The 13,741-nt window shown below is 33.3% G+C and carries 15 protein-coding genes; 10 read left to right on the top strand and 5 right to left on the bottom strand.

Features of this window, described 5'->3' with window-relative positions:
- Nucleotides 1–31: 31 nt before the first annotated feature.
- The 5 genes from ACCQ40_RS00685 to ACCQ40_RS00665 all read left to right on the top strand — a co-directional run bounded on the left by ACCQ40_RS00685 (nucleotide 32) and on the right by ACCQ40_RS00665 (nucleotide 2,532).
- Nucleotides 32–736, top strand: coding sequence for an ATP-binding cassette domain-containing protein (locus tag ACCQ40_RS00685; RefSeq protein ID WP_410032198.1), 705 nt, complete (start codon nucleotides 32–34; stop codon nucleotides 734–736).
- Between the two features lie 3 nt (nucleotides 737–739).
- Nucleotides 740–1,870, top strand: a complete 1,131-nt coding sequence (locus ACCQ40_RS00680; protein WP_410032197.1) for a hypothetical protein — start codon at nucleotides 740–742, stop codon at nucleotides 1,868–1,870.
- Between the two features lie 10 nt (nucleotides 1,871–1,880).
- Complete coding sequence (locus tag ACCQ40_RS00675; protein ID WP_410032196.1) at nucleotides 1,881–2,054, top strand: hypothetical protein; 174 nt, start codon at nucleotides 1,881–1,883, stop codon at nucleotides 2,052–2,054.
- A 79-nt stretch (nucleotides 2,055–2,133) separates the two neighbouring features.
- Nucleotides 2,134–2,304, top strand: a complete 171-nt coding sequence (locus ACCQ40_RS00670) for a hypothetical protein (protein ID WP_410032195.1) — start codon at nucleotides 2,134–2,136, stop codon at nucleotides 2,302–2,304.
- Between the two features lie 66 nt (nucleotides 2,305–2,370).
- Nucleotides 2,371–2,532: a hypothetical protein gene (locus ACCQ40_RS00665; protein ID WP_203126284.1), complete on the top strand. Its 162-nt coding sequence runs from the start codon at nucleotides 2,371–2,373 to the stop codon at nucleotides 2,530–2,532.
- 41 nt (nucleotides 2,533–2,573) lie between these two features.
- Here the strand turns inward: ACCQ40_RS00665 and ACCQ40_RS00660 are convergent, their stop codons facing one another.
- The 4 genes from ACCQ40_RS00660 to dhaK form a co-directional block, all read right to left on the bottom strand.
- Complete coding sequence (locus tag ACCQ40_RS00660) at nucleotides 2,574–3,206, bottom strand: PepSY domain-containing protein (protein WP_410032194.1); 633 nt, start codon at nucleotides 3,204–3,206, stop codon at nucleotides 2,574–2,576.
- A gap of 89 nt (nucleotides 3,207–3,295) precedes the next feature.
- Nucleotides 3,296–3,685, bottom strand: coding sequence for a dihydroxyacetone kinase phosphoryl donor subunit DhaM (gene dhaM / locus ACCQ40_RS00655; RefSeq protein WP_410032193.1), 390 nt, complete (start codon nucleotides 3,683–3,685; stop codon nucleotides 3,296–3,298).
- A complete protein-coding gene (gene dhaL / locus ACCQ40_RS00650) occupies nucleotides 3,678–4,277 on the bottom strand; it encodes a dihydroxyacetone kinase subunit DhaL (protein WP_410032192.1) in 600 nt (199 codons plus the stop codon). The genes dhaM and dhaL overlap by 8 nt, the downstream gene beginning before the upstream one ends.
- 7 nt (nucleotides 4,278–4,284) lie before the next feature.
- Nucleotides 4,285–5,262 (bottom strand): dihydroxyacetone kinase subunit DhaK, encoded by a 978-nt coding sequence (gene dhaK / locus ACCQ40_RS00645; protein ID WP_410032191.1) that lies wholly within the window; start codon nucleotides 5,260–5,262, stop codon nucleotides 4,285–4,287.
- 211 nt (nucleotides 5,263–5,473) lie between these two features.
- Between dhaK and uvrB the strand changes: the two genes are divergently transcribed.
- From uvrB to ACCQ40_RS00620, 5 genes are all read left to right on the top strand, one after another.
- On the top strand, nucleotides 5,474–7,441 hold the full coding sequence (gene uvrB, locus ACCQ40_RS00640; RefSeq protein WP_410032190.1) for an excinuclease ABC subunit UvrB: 1,968 nt from the start codon (nucleotides 5,474–5,476) through the stop codon (nucleotides 7,439–7,441).
- A gap of 1 nt (nucleotide 7,442) precedes the next feature.
- Entirely contained in the window at nucleotides 7,443–10,271 is a 2,829-nt protein-coding gene (gene uvrA / locus ACCQ40_RS00635) for an excinuclease ABC subunit UvrA (RefSeq protein WP_410032189.1), read from the top strand.
- A 9-nt stretch (nucleotides 10,272–10,280) separates the two neighbouring features.
- A complete protein-coding gene (locus ACCQ40_RS00630; protein WP_410032188.1) occupies nucleotides 10,281–10,565 on the top strand; it encodes a hypothetical protein in 285 nt (94 codons plus the stop codon).
- 128 nt (nucleotides 10,566–10,693) lie between these two features.
- Nucleotides 10,694–11,584, top strand: coding sequence for an ABC transporter ATP-binding protein (locus ACCQ40_RS00625; RefSeq protein ID WP_410032187.1), 891 nt, complete (start codon nucleotides 10,694–10,696; stop codon nucleotides 11,582–11,584).
- The gene (locus ACCQ40_RS00620) at nucleotides 11,577–12,749 is read left to right on the top strand and encodes an ABC transporter permease (RefSeq protein WP_410032186.1); all 1,173 of its coding nucleotides are present in this window, start codon (nucleotides 11,577–11,579) and stop codon (nucleotides 12,747–12,749) included. Before ACCQ40_RS00625 ends, ACCQ40_RS00620 begins: the two co-directional genes overlap by 8 nt.
- Nucleotides 12,750–12,797: 48 nt before the next feature.
- Here ACCQ40_RS00620 and ACCQ40_RS00615 read toward each other — a convergent pair whose 3' ends face one another.
- Nucleotides 12,798–13,709: a helix-turn-helix domain-containing protein gene (locus ACCQ40_RS00615; RefSeq protein WP_410032185.1), complete on the bottom strand. Its 912-nt coding sequence runs from the start codon at nucleotides 13,707–13,709 to the stop codon at nucleotides 12,798–12,800.
- Nucleotides 13,710–13,741 lie beyond the last annotated feature (32 nt).

Raw genomic sequence — 13,741 nt, 5'->3', positions numbered from 1 at the left:
CTGGGTAAAAAGAGAGCAAAAGGAGGCTGATATGGTTAATAATTTATTAGAAGTGAACAATTTAAAATCTTGGTATGAAGCTGATAAAAATATTTTAAATGGCTGTAGTTTTGCTATCGAAGAAAATGAAATAGTTGCCCTTGTTGGTAGCAATGGCTCTGGGAAAACCACTTTAATAAAAACTATTACAGACATTCATCCCAAATTTGAAGCTAATAGTATAAATTTTCGTGGAAATAACATTGATTTTTCTCATGAAGATTTTAAACTCAATCGTATTGCAGTTTTTTCTGAAGACAATAGTTTTAAATACTGGACCTTTTCAGAGTACAATGAATTTTTGCACAGGGTTTACAATAGAGAAATTGATGAAGAATATCAAAATCATATGATAGAAAATTTTAACTTTACCCAGTACATAAACAAACCTGTCAAAGAACTTTCCATGGGCAATAAAAAGAAATTTTTTATAATTGCAGCTCTTGGTTTAAAATTGCCTTTAGTAATTCTTGATGAACCAGTGGATGGCCTAGATTTTGAAGGCTCAGTTTTTCTTTATAAAATAATGCGCGAATACAAAAAATACGGGTCAATTTTTATGGCAAGTCATATTTTAGAATCCATTACAGAATCTTGTGATACATATATATTGCTAGACCATGGCAAACTTTCGGAAAAAACTACAGTCGACAGTAATTTAACATCTGAAAAGATTCTACAAAACTTTAAGGGGTAGGCTATGACCAAAGTTTTTTTAAAGGATATGCTCGATAGAAAAACAATCTTAAAATATTTTGTAGGTCTGGTTTTAATATATGTAGGAATGGATTTTTTAATTGGCAAGGACCCAAATCTATTAAGTATCAATTTTGACTTAAGATTAGTACTTTTTGTATGTTTTGCCCTTTTTACAACCATATTTTATTTTGCAAAAACTTATACCAGCACTGAAAATACCTTGCTGTATTATCAACTGCCGGTAAAACGCAAAAAGATAAATTTATCATTTATTTTAAGTTTAATAGTAGATTCGATAATTAGAAAATTTTTGCCACTTGCAGTTATAGCTTATGTTTTAAAGGCACCGGTTGAATTTTATCCCATAATTTTACTTATGCTGCCAATTATTTGTATGCTCGGATCCTTACCTAGTAGTAGCAATATTGGAGGAAATAAGAAATTAATTGTATGTATGCTTTTACTCGCCTCAATTGCCTTGGTTTTGTTTTTATTTTATAAAACTAGTTTAAGTATGGGAATTAAAACTTTAATATCAATCATAGCTATTTTTGTACTAGTAATGATATTAAGCAGATTTTATCTAAATCAAGCTATATTTTCCCAACAAGAAATGGGATCTAGTAGGAAATTTAAGATTTATAATTATTTCTTAAAATTTATCCTAGCAGAAAATGTATACTTGATTAATACCGTGGGTATCATTTTAATGATAGTATTTGTTTCTATTATGATGCCAGGAGCAATTAAAATCCCACTTGCCCTAGCAATAGCAACGGTTAATACACCTTTGCTTACAATTTTTTCCACAGATGTTGGACTTGCTACTTATAAAAAAATGTTACCAAAGACTTATAAATCATTAGATAAAGATTATATAAAAGTATTATTTATATACTTTGCTTTGGTTCATATCATAATTTTACTGGCAAATCTAAGGCAAATATCAGTAAAGCTTATTATAAGCCTAATTGCTTTTACTATTTTTGATACACTTATGGCAAATTTTATGGAAAATAAATATCCTATTGTAGGCAAAAAGACCACAATGGCGATTTGGAAGTCGCCTAGAAAATACATAATGGGTGCAGTTGTTTTTCTATTGTCCTTTGTAATTTTTGTAATGATTTAAGGAGAGAATAATGAATACCAAAGTTTTAAGAATTATCATAGCAGTAATATGGTTTGTCGTGGCAATTTTATCTTATACAAGAAATGAAATACCTTATACAATTATTAGTGCAGTTGTAGGTATTGTATTTTTAGTATTTGCCTTTAAAACGGATGAAACTAGTAATAACCGTAGAAATTACTAATTACTAAAAAATCTCCCTTAGGGAGATTTTTATATTTCGGGTATAATTCTACTAAATATTATATAAGAAAGGAATTATTATGGATACAGGAAAAATTGCAAAAATTATCGGAATCATTGCTATGTTGTTCTCAGTATATATGTTTTTTGATAGTAGAGGAGGCAAGGGCTTTTTCGTACTATTAATCGGTGTAGCTATTTACGCATTTGGTAAAAAATCAGAAAACGACACAAACTACGTGCCTAGATAATTTTAAAAAATGAAATCTCCCGTAATTGGGAGATTTTTTGTACATATTTTAATTGGGGAAATTGTTATGAGAAAAAATAAAATAGAAAGTATAATTGGCCTGGCTTTACTAATTTTATCCGTATTTATGTTCTTTAATAAAAGAGGTGGCTTAGGATTTTTTGTATTTCTTATAGGGCTTGGACTTTATATTTATAGTAGACGTGGCACTGATTATAAATCAATGTAATAAATAAAAAAGGACCTTTAAAGGTCCTTAAATTTTTATAATTATTTGTGAATGATATCTCCAGTTTCAGCATCTAGTTCAACATCATCTCCATCTTCAACATCTATTTCATATACTAGTTTACCATCATCATTGTGGTCTAATTCATATGATTTTACATAGCCTTTGTTATTTTCTAAAGCTTTTGCCATAGCATCTTTTGGAGATAAGATTTTTTCAAAATCAATTGCTACATCATCATCTAAATCATCATTGTCATCATCATTTTCTTCTTCTTTAGCTAAAACTTCTCCACTTTCAGCATCGATTTTTACTTCGTATTCTTTGTTTTCTTTGAAACCTTGAATATCGTAAGCATATTTTCCATCATCTTCGTCAAGTTCTACTGATGAAATTTCAATGCCTTCTTCAGTAAAAGTTTCTTTAAATTTTGCTACTGCATCATCTAAGCTTACAGCAAATTCTTTTTCTTCGATACCTGTTTTTAGATCGTCGATTTTTTCTTCTACATCATCTTTTGTATCATCGATTTCTTTAGTAACTGCTGCTTCAGTATTGTTTGCAGCATCCTTTACATCATCTTTAGCTTGTTGAGCATTTTCTCCACCACAAGCTGTTAATACAGCTGCTAGTGCGATAGCTGATGCTCCATATTTTAAGTTTTTAAATTTCATAATACCCTCCTTAATGAAATCTGTTACATTAATATACTACCTTAATTTATTTAAAGAAGTTTATATATATATATTAATTATGATTTCAACTATTGATCAAGTTTATTTAAATTATATTCACTAATAATATTTTTTATATCATTAAGTTCAGTATTTTCGTCTATGCTAACACCAATTTGTACGCTAGATTCTACAAGGGGTGATCCAGCTAGAATTACTTTTTCTTTTAAATCATCATCTAGCATTTCGTAAGCTGTTTCACAATTCATCATAGATGATCCTAAATCAAAAAATACTACTAAACCATCTTCAGCAAGCCTTGTCATTTTTTCGTTTATTTCTTCAAAATTTGAACCTAGCTCACCATCCTCTGTGCCTCCAGAATATTCTATATTTACGCCACCAGCCATTTGTCCTACTAATTCAGTGAGACCTTCGGCTAATTTGTGGCTGTGGCTTGCTATTAAAATATTAATCATTTATTTCTCCTAATCCTGTTTTTATCATTATATATGAACTTGCTGCACCTGGATCTATGTGGCCAATTGATCTTTCACCCACATAGGATGCTCGTCCCTTATTTGCTTTTATATCTTTTGTTTTATTCATAGCTTCTTCGGCAACTTTTATAACTTCATCATAAGTTTTGCCTTCATTTAATGCATCTGCAACTGGCTCTAAAACATCTACCATAGTTTTATCGCCAACTTCAGCTTTTCCTCTTTGTTTGACACCTTCAAGACCGCTAGCAAAAGCTTTATTTAATGTATCACGATCTAAATCACTTATATCTTTTAAGCTTGCGGCAAATTTCATAAAAAATGAACCATAAAGTGGACCGCTTGCTCCCCCTACTTTTGATAACAATGTAGTAGCTACTTTATTAAATAATGTTTTATAATCTTCAAAGTCATCCTCTATAGCTTCTTTAGTAAATTTAAAGCCCTTAGCCATATTTGAGCCGTGGTCTGCATCACCTATTGATCTATCAAGGTCTGTTAGATAATCTTTATTTTCTATAATTTCGTCTGCAATTTTATTTATTATTTCTTGTACTTGTTTAATTTCCATTTTTTCACTACTTTCTAACTATATCTACTTCTTGGTCAAGTAATTTTAATCTCTCATCATCTACTTTGTAAAGAGTGATTGAAAAACCTGCCATATCCATGCTTGTCATAAAGTTCCCAATATATGTTCGGGCAACTTTTATATTTTTTTCTTCTAGGTAATCAGCAAGACAATTATTGATCACATATAGTTCCATTTCTGGAGTGGCACCCATGCCATTTACCATTACTGCATATTCACTATCGTTATCTTTTATTTCTTCTAGTAATCTATCAACCATTTCTTTTACAATTTCATCTGCTGATTTCATTTCTTCTTTTTTGATGCCTTCTTCTCCATGTATACCTATGCCCATTTCTAATTCGTCATCAGAAAGCTCAAAACTTTCTTTGCCATCAGATGGGTTTGTACATGGTTCGGTTGCCATGCCGATTGTTTTTATGTCTTCTATAATTTTTTGGGCTGCTGTTTTTATTTCTTTTAGACTTGCTCCGTTTTCAGCCATTGCACCTAAAGTTTTGTGAACAAAGATAGTTCCTGCAACACCACGTCGATCTTCTTTTTTATCTACAACTATATCATCGTTTACAATTATATAGTCAACGTCAATATCTTCCATTTCAGCCATCTCTTTTGCCATTTCAAAGTTCATTACATCACCTTGGTAGTTTTTAATGATCATAAAAACTCCTTTGCCAGCATCAGCTTTTTTTATAGCTTCAAAAACTTGGTCTGGGGTAGGAGATGTGAAAACTTCTCCAGCAACAGCACAATCTAGCATTCCACGGCCTACATAACCTGCGTGTGCTGGTTCATGACCTGATCCTCCGCCAGAAATAATACCAACTTTGCCATCCACTGGTGCATCTATTCTCGCAATTACATTTGTATCTGGAATTCTCTCTACTTTATTTGTATTTGATTTAACCAAACCATCTAGCATTTGGTCAACTAAATCTTCTGGATTGTTAATGATTTTTTTCATATATACCTCCAAGTATAAATTCATACTAATAATTTTATACCCACAAAGCCCTGTAAAGTAAGATTGAATTTTCCGGCTAAAATAGTATACTTTATGAGAAATTAATGAAAATTAAAGGTCAGAGTTAGTCAAAATTTGACCTGTTATATATATTTATATTACTAAAGGCAAATGTAAATTTTAGCCTTTTTATTTAAGAAAGGATAAATCTTTGCAAAAATTTAAAATTAATTCTGAATATAAACCTAGGGGTGACCAGCCAGAAGCTATAAAAACACTTGCAAATGGTTTAGAACAGGGCAAAAAACATCAAATCCTCCGTGGTGTTACAGGATCTGGTAAGACCTTCACCATGGCAAATATAATAGAAGAGGTGCAAAGGCCAACTTTAGTTTTAGCTCACAATAAAACTTTGGCTTACCAACTTTTTACAGAATTTAAAGAATTTTTCCCAGACAATGCTGTTGAGTATTTCGTTTCTTATTACGATTACTACCAACCAGAAGCCTATGTAGCAGCAACTGATACTTATATTGCAAAAGACTCATCAATAAATGATGAGATTGATAAGATGCGCCACTCAGCAACCATGGCTCTTTTTGAACGCCGCGATGTAATAATTGTGGCATCTGTTTCTTGTATTTATGGTTTGGGTGATCCAATTGATTATAAGGAACTAGTAGTTTCACTACGTCCTGGCCAAGAAATTGCCCCAGAAGAAGTAATGAGAAAACTAATCGATGTCCAATATGTAAGAAATGATATTGATTTTGACAGGGGGACTTTTAGAAAACGTGGGGATATATTAGATGTATTTCCTGCAGGTTTTGACCAAAAGGCCATACGTTTTGAGTTTTTTGGAGATGAAATCGAAGAAATTTCTGAATTTGATTCTCTAACTGGAAAAGTAACTGCAAAATTATCCCACGCTTACATTTACCCTGCCAGCCACTATGCTACAACTAGTGCAAAAACAGAGCGTGCCATAGTTACTATCGAGCAAGAGTTAGAAGAACAATTAAAATATCTAAATGATAATAACAAATTACTAGAAGCTCAAAGACTAGAACAAAGAACTAGATATGATATAGAAATGTTAAAAGAAATTGGTTTTTGTTCAGGTATAGAAAACTACTCCAGACACCTAAGCCAAAGACCAGCAGGCAGTCGTCCATATACACTTATAGATTATTTCCCAGATGATTTTGTAATAATGGTCGATGAATCTCACGTATCTATTCCACAAGTTGGGGGTATGTATGAAGGAGACAGGGCTCGTAAGCAAAACCTAGTTGATTATGGTTTTAGATTACCATCAGCTCTTGATAATAGGCCTTTAAAATTTAATGAGTTTGAGTCTTTAGTAAACCAAGCTATTTACGTTTCTGCAACACCAGGCCCATATGAAATGGAAAAAACTGGTGGAGAAATGGTCGAACAAATTATCCGCCCAACAGGATTGCTTGATCCAGTAGTTGAGGTAAGACCAACAGAAAATCAAATAGATGACTTAATTGAAGAAATCTATAAGACAACAGAAAAAGGCGATAGAGCCTTGGTTACTACCCTGACTAAAAAAATGGCAGAAGATTTAACTACTTATCTAACAGAAAATGGTATAAAGGTAAAATACCTGCACTCAGATATAAAAACCATCGAAAGATCTGAAATTATCCGTGAATTACGTTTGGGAGAATTTGACGTGCTTGTCGGCATCAACCTATTAAGAGAAGGACTTGATATCCCAGAAGTAAGTCTAATTGCAATATTAGATGCAGATAAGGAAGGATTTTTACGTTCGGAAACATCCCTTATCCAAACCATCGGTCGTGCAGCTAGAAATAGCGAAGGCCATGTAGTCATGTATGGGGATAATATTACAAAATCAATGAAAAAAGCCATGGATGAAACAGCCCGCCGCCGTGATATCCAAATGAAATTTAATGAAGAGCATGGCATTACCCCACAAACCATTAGAAAAAATATCGGGGAAATGATACAAGTTACAAAAGCAACAGAAGAAGCAGAAATAGAAGAATTTAATAGAGAAGATATAGATACTATAATAATTAATCTGGAAAGTCAGATGTATAAGGCAGCTGAAGAGCTAGACTTTGAACGTGCTGCAAACATCCGTGACCAGATTAAACAAATGAAAGAAAATTTCGTAGGAGCATAATTTGACAGAACACGACATAATTATAAAAGGTGCCCGCACCAACAATTTAAAAAATGTCGACATCACCCTGCCACGCGATGAAATGATAGTTTTTACAGGGCTTTCCGGATCAGGAAAGTCCACTTTAGCCTTCGACACTATTTATGCAGAAGGGCAAAGGCGCTATGTAGAAAGTCTATCATCATATGCCAGACAATTTTTGGGCAATGTTGACAAACCAGATGTGGATAGCATAGAGGGACTTTCTCCTTCTATATCTATTGACCAAAAAACTACAAATAGAAACCCAAGGTCAACAGTAGCAACAGTTACTGAGATTTATGATTATTATAGACTCTTATACGCAAGGATTGGGGATGCTTATTGTCCAGTCTGTGGCAAGAAAATTGAGGCTCAATCCATCGACCAAATGGTTGATAAAATCTTAGAGTTACCAGAAAAAACAAGGATTCAAGTCCTTGCCCCAATGATACGTGGCAAAAAAGGCCAACACAAAAAAGCCTTAGAAAACATCCAGAAACAAGGATTTGTAAGGGTTGTAATAGATGGCGAACGCTATGACCTAGAAGAAGATATAGAGCTTTCAAAAACTAAAAAACACGACATTTCAATAATTGTGGATAGGATAGTTATAAAAGAAGGCATAGAATCAAGATTAACTGATTCCCTAGAAACTGCCCTAGGACTTGCAGATGGAATTATATTAATAGATGTTATTGATGGTGAGCCTTTTATGCTAAGTAGTAAACTTGCATGCCCAGATGGCCACGTTTCATTACCAGAAATAACTCCAAATATGTTTTCATTTAATGCACCCCTTGGTATGTGCCCAGATTGTAATGGACTTGGCTTTCACTTACAAATTGACCCTGAACTTGTAATTCCAGATTTAAATTTATCCATTAACCAAGATGCGGTAGATGCTTATAGTGGCTCTGCTAAGGATTCTTACTATTATCAAACTATCCGTGCCATTGCAGACCATTATGATTTTTCTTATGACAAGCCGCTAAAAGATGCACCGAAAGGCTTGGTTGACGATATACTTTATGGGACAAAATACGACTTATCCTTTATATTTGACTCAAGATTTTCTGGAAGGAAAAGATACAAGGGTAAGTTTGAAGGAGCAGTTACTAACCTTGCTGACAGATACGAAAGAACAAATTCTGAAGCCCAAAGAAAAAGATTTAGAGAATTTATGGGTGAGGAAGAATGTAAGACCTGCCATGGCGATAGGCTAAAACCAGAAGTTTTATCAATCAAGGTTGATCAAACTAATATAGCTGATCTTACAAAGTTATCAGTAGAAAATTCTGTAAAATTCTTTAAGGACTTAGAATTATCAGAAATGAAGGCAAATATTGCAGAGCTTATTATAAGAGAAATAGAATCTCGTCTTAAGTTTTTAAATGATGTGGGTCTTGGATATCTAACCCTTAATCGTTCTGCGTCAACCCTATCTGGTGGAGAAAGTCAAAGAATAAGGCTTGCAACTCAAATCGGATCAGGTTTAGTTGGAGTTTGCTATGTCCTGGATGAGCCATCAATTGGTTTACACCAAAGAGATAATGATAGGTTGATAGCATCTCTTAGAAATCTAACTGATATTGGAAATACCTTAATAGTTGTAGAACACGATGAAGATACTATCCGTGAAGCAGATTTTATAGTAGATATAGGGCCAAAGGCTGGTGTCCATGGTGGAGAAATAGTGGCTAAGGGTTCAGTAGATGATATTATAAAATCCAAAAAATCTATAACTGGAGATTATTTATCTGGCAGAAAAATAATCCCAATCCCAGAAGAACGTAGAACAAGTGATGACTTTATAGAAATAAAAGGAGCTTCCGAAAATAACCTAAAGGGCATAGATGTTAAAATCCCACTAGGAACTCTTACATCAGTTACTGGTGTATCAGGATCTGGTAAGTCTTCTTTAGTAAATGAAATATTATATAAATCAGTAACCAAAAAATTAAATAAAACTAAGGTCCGTCCAGGAAAACACGATGAAATCCTAGGACTAGATCAAATCGATAAGGTAATAGCCATCGACCAATCACCAATTGGTAGAACTCCTCGTTCAAACCCTGCTACCTATACCAAAGTTTTTGACCACATCCGTGATGTTTTTGCCATGACTAATGAAGCGAAAATGAAAGGATATACTAAGGGAAGATTTTCCTTTAACGTAAAAGGTGGACGTTGTGAAGCCTGCAAGGGTGATGGTACAATCAAAGTAGATATGATGTTCTTACCAGATGTATACGTACCTTGTGAAGTTTGCCATGGTAAACGCTACAATAGGGAAACTTTGGAGGTAAAATACAAGGGTAAGGATATATCAGAAGTTTTAGATATGACAGTTGAAGAAGGTATAGAATTTTTTGCCAACCACGCTCCAATTGTTAGAAAACTTCAAACCTTATACGATGTAGGACTTGGTTATATAAAAATAGGCCAACCATCCACAGAATTATCTGGTGGGGAGGCCCAAAGGGTAAAACTTGCTACAGAGCTTGCAAAAGTTGGTACAGGTCAAACTCTTTATATCCTAGATGAGCCAACAACAGGTCTTCATATGGCAGATGTTCACAAGCTAATCGATGTTTTAAATAGGTTAGTCGATCAAAATAATACTGTAGTAGTAATTGAGCATAACCTGGATGTGATAAAAGTATCAGATTATTTAGTAGATCTTGGACCAGAAGGTGGAGATGGCGGCGGCACTCTAGTAGGATGCGGTACTCCAGAAGAACTAGCTAAAAATAAGAAGTCCTATACAGGTAAATATTTAAAGAAAATCTTTAATGAAAATAAAAAATAGGAGCAAACTATGAGCTTAGAAGAAAAAAGAGATAACAAGCTAGACTCAAAAGGCAACGGCAGACCAGTTAGTTTTTCAACTGGCGATGGCGATGACTTTGTAATTGACCTACCAGGATCTATCCCTGGAGAAGAAAATATGACTACAAATGATATGCACGATGATGAGATTGAAAATCTTATTTCGGACATAGATTCAAAAAACGCAGAAATAGAAGATTTACTCCACGAGATGGGAGTAAAAGATATCAATAAGTTATTAGAAGGCGACTATTCAGACCTAGACTTAAATTAACAGTCAACTGGTGCAAATCTTGCACCAGTTTTTTTATATCTATTTTTTATAGTTTATTATTTTATAAATATATAACATAATTCTAAAATGTGATATAATCATTATGAGAAAACTAGAAAGGAAGGCTTATGATTGAAGTAAAAAATGTTTCAAAGACATTTGGCAGCCTAAAAGCTTTGGATGATGTATCATTTAAAGTTGAAAAAGGCGATGTCTTTGGAGTAATCGGCCAAAATGGTGCTGGAAAATCCACCCTATTTAGGTCAATAATGAACTTTTTTGATGATTACACTGGCTCTATTACATATGAGGGAAGACCTATAAAGGATGTTCCTCTAGAAAAAATTGGGTTTTTACCAGAGGAAAGATCTCTTTCTCCTAAAAAAACTATAGAAGAAGAGATAAGATATTTTGCAAAACTCAACCAAATGGACCACATCCCAGATGATGAACTTAACAAATGGTTTGATAGGTTTGAAATTAAAGGAAAATTAACTGATAAAATCAAATCCCTATCAAAGGGTAACCAACAAAAAGTCCAACTTTTAGCAGCAGTTATCTATAAGCCAGACTTTGTTATTCTAGATGAGCCACTATCAGGACTTGACCCATATAATATTAGACTTTTAGAAGAGATTATCAAAGAACTAAATGCCATGGGCATGACCATTTTATTCTCCTCCCACAATATGGAAAATGTGGAGGCTCTTTGCAATAAGCTAGTTATGATTAAAAATGGCCACATAGTCCTAAATGGAACTCCAACAGAGATTAGAAACTCCTTCCCAAGAGAGAGAGTACTTGTTGAAACTGATAAAGATTTACTTCCTCTAATCGATGGAAAAGTAAAATCTTATACTAAAACTGGAAATATTTGGAATATCTATCTAAATGATCCAGAAGATAGTAGAGCGCTTTATGAGGATATAAATAAAAATATTGGCTTTGTATCCCAATTTAGCCAAGCTGCTCCAAACCTAAATGAAATCTTTGCAAAGGTGGTGGAAAGTCATGAGTAGAATAAGAATTGTAATGCAAGAAACCCTAAAGGGCCACCTAAAATCTGGTACATTTTGGGCGATGATTTTACTACCAATTTTATTTGGTGTTCTAGGAGGTCTTGGTGGTTACTTTGCATCAAGCTCTGGTGAAAGTCAAATGGGTATTGTTACAAGCGATGAGCTAAAGCCTTATTTTGAAGATGACCAGTTTTTATCTATAAAGGAAGATGAGATTGATCAAGCTATAGATGATGGCAAGATTTCTTCATATGCAAAAATAAGAGAAGAAGATGGCCAACTAATAGCAGACTTTAATGAAGCAGATGCATCTATGACAGAAATGCTAACTTTCCAAAATATTTTAACCATGATACAAAATCAGTTAAATGAGGATAGGGCAAGTCTTGATAGTAACCAACAAAAAATACTTGCTAAGACCCCAATAATAAATAAAATTGCCGATGAAAAATCTGACAATAAGATTATTGGCCAGGTTGTTTACTTTGTTTTGATGTTCTTAATGTATATGGTGCTTATGAGCTTTGTAAACCTAGTTTTAGCTGATATAGCTACTGAAAAAGGTACAAAGATGATAGAATTTATCTTCTCATCTGTAAAACCAGGAGATTACTTTGCTGGAAAAATGCTGGGTAACTTTATAGCGGTATTTGTACAAATTATTACTTATGTAATATTTGGAATAATAGGATTTTTTGTTGCACAATCTAAGGGACTATTAGATGGCGTAAATCTATCCTACAGTTTAACTGGGTCTACCTATGGTATGATAGCCGAAATAGTTTTATTAGTTTTACTAGGCATTTTTGTATTTTTAGTAATAGCTGGTATGCTAGGTTCTTTTGCTACAAAAGTAGAAGATGCAGGAAAAATGGGAACTCCACTTATATTAGGTACAATTATTTTATTTTTCCTAGCTATTAATCTTCAAGGCAAGGGAGATATAATGATAACAAAAGTACTAAGTTATGTGCCATTTGCATCAACATTCTTTATGCCACTAAGACTTTTAAATGGCTATGCGGGACTTACAGAAGGTTTGATAGCTATAGCTGTCCTAGTAGTTACAATTTTCTTAGTATATAGATTTGGAGAAAGAGTATATAAGAGAAATATCTTAAACTACTCTACTGACAATTGGTTTACTAGAAGATTTAAAAAATAATTATAAATTTAAAAGGGACGAGCTTATGCTCATCCCTTTTTATTATGACTAGTCAAGTACCATAGCGATTATAACTTGTAAAAAGCCAGCAATTACAAATATTATCCAGCTAGCCTGCCAATTTCCAGTCCAAAAGCTATATATAAAGAAAACACCAATAGCTGTTATCCAAAGCACACCTGATATCTTGTTAGTCTTGCCTTCTTTTTTCTGGATTTTTGGATCTCTATATTTTAGTATATCTCTGTATGATGAATATTTTATCATGCTATATCCCATAAGACTTGCCCCAATGGCAGTTAGCAATAAAAATAAGTAGACAGGTATATTATTTGTTATCCCTTGATTTATAGCAAGTAGGTATATTGCTGGAGATAGGATAAATATAGCTATTGCTATAATTACATTTTTCTTAAGTTTTGGCATATAGTCATTTAAATTTTTATCTATCACACCTTCTACACCGTAGGAGAAGTTGTAAGGTTCTTTTTCTATAAAGTCAAACTTACTTACAGCAAAACCAGAGTTTATAAATAGCCCTACTGTACAAGCAATAAGTCCTAAAAATACAACTATAGCAAGGCTTTCGCTGGTATTTTCAAGGGTCATAAAGGCTATAGGTGAAGTGATGACAAGAAATGTTGCTAGCGATATAAACTTTGCAACCTTATCATAGGCTGAGTAATATCGGTTTAACAAATCTAGATCTATAACTCTTGCAGTATCCTCTACTTTTTCATCTACTATTATTTGCTCCATACCAAGATTATCATCCAGTAAAAAATCTGTACTTACAGAAAACATTTGAGATAATTTTACAATCTTATCTAAATCAGGCATAGCCATAGAGCTTTCCCATTTTGATACTGATTGGCGGCTTACTCCAACTTGTCCTGCCAAATCTTCTTGGGTCATTCCTTCTTTTTTTCTTAAATTTATAATCTTATCAGCCAGTATCATAAGATCCTCCTTTTATGTTTCTAAGCTCATTT

The organism is Anaerococcus cruorum (genome assembly GCF_046365495.1).
Taxonomy (GTDB): domain Bacteria; phylum Bacillota; class Clostridia; order Tissierellales; family Peptoniphilaceae; genus Anaerococcus; species Anaerococcus cruorum.
The sequence above is the reverse complement of the archived record's forward strand: the minus strand, read 5'-3'. Positions and strand labels throughout refer to the sequence as shown.

Coding starts and splice junctions, on each gene's coding strand:
- ACCQ40_RS00685 (WP_410032198.1), top strand. CDS start 32: ATGGTTAATAATTTATTAGAAGTGAACAATTTAAAATCTTGGTATGAA.
- ACCQ40_RS00680 (WP_410032197.1), top strand. CDS start 740: ATGACCAAAGTTTTTTTAAAGGATATGCTCGATAGAAAAACAATCTTA.
- ACCQ40_RS00675 (WP_410032196.1), top strand. CDS start 1,881: ATGAATACCAAAGTTTTAAGAATTATCATAGCAGTAATATGGTTTGTC.
- ACCQ40_RS00670 (WP_410032195.1), top strand. CDS start 2,134: ATGGATACAGGAAAAATTGCAAAAATTATCGGAATCATTGCTATGTTG.
- ACCQ40_RS00665 (WP_203126284.1), top strand. CDS start 2,371: ATGAGAAAAAATAAAATAGAAAGTATAATTGGCCTGGCTTTACTAATT.
- ACCQ40_RS00660 (WP_410032194.1), bottom strand. CDS start 3,206: ATGAAATTTAAAAACTTAAAATATGGAGCATCAGCTATCGCACTAGCA.
- dhaM (WP_410032193.1), bottom strand. CDS start 3,685: ATGATTAATATTTTAATAGCAAGCCACAGCCACAAATTAGCCGAAGGT.
- dhaL (WP_410032192.1), bottom strand. CDS start 4,277: ATGGAAATTAAACAAGTACAAGAAATAATAAATAAAATTGCAGACGAA.
- dhaK (WP_410032191.1), bottom strand. CDS start 5,262: ATGAAAAAAATCATTAACAATCCAGAAGATTTAGTTGACCAAATGCTA.
- ACCQ40_RS00630 (WP_410032188.1), top strand. CDS start 10,281: ATGAGCTTAGAAGAAAAAAGAGATAACAAGCTAGACTCAAAAGGCAAC.
- ACCQ40_RS00625 (WP_410032187.1), top strand. CDS start 10,694: ATGATTGAAGTAAAAAATGTTTCAAAGACATTTGGCAGCCTAAAAGCT.
- ACCQ40_RS00620 (WP_410032186.1), top strand. CDS start 11,577: ATGAGTAGAATAAGAATTGTAATGCAAGAAACCCTAAAGGGCCACCTA.
- ACCQ40_RS00615 (WP_410032185.1), bottom strand. CDS start 13,709: ATGATACTGGCTGATAAGATTATAAATTTAAGAAAAAAAGAAGGAATG.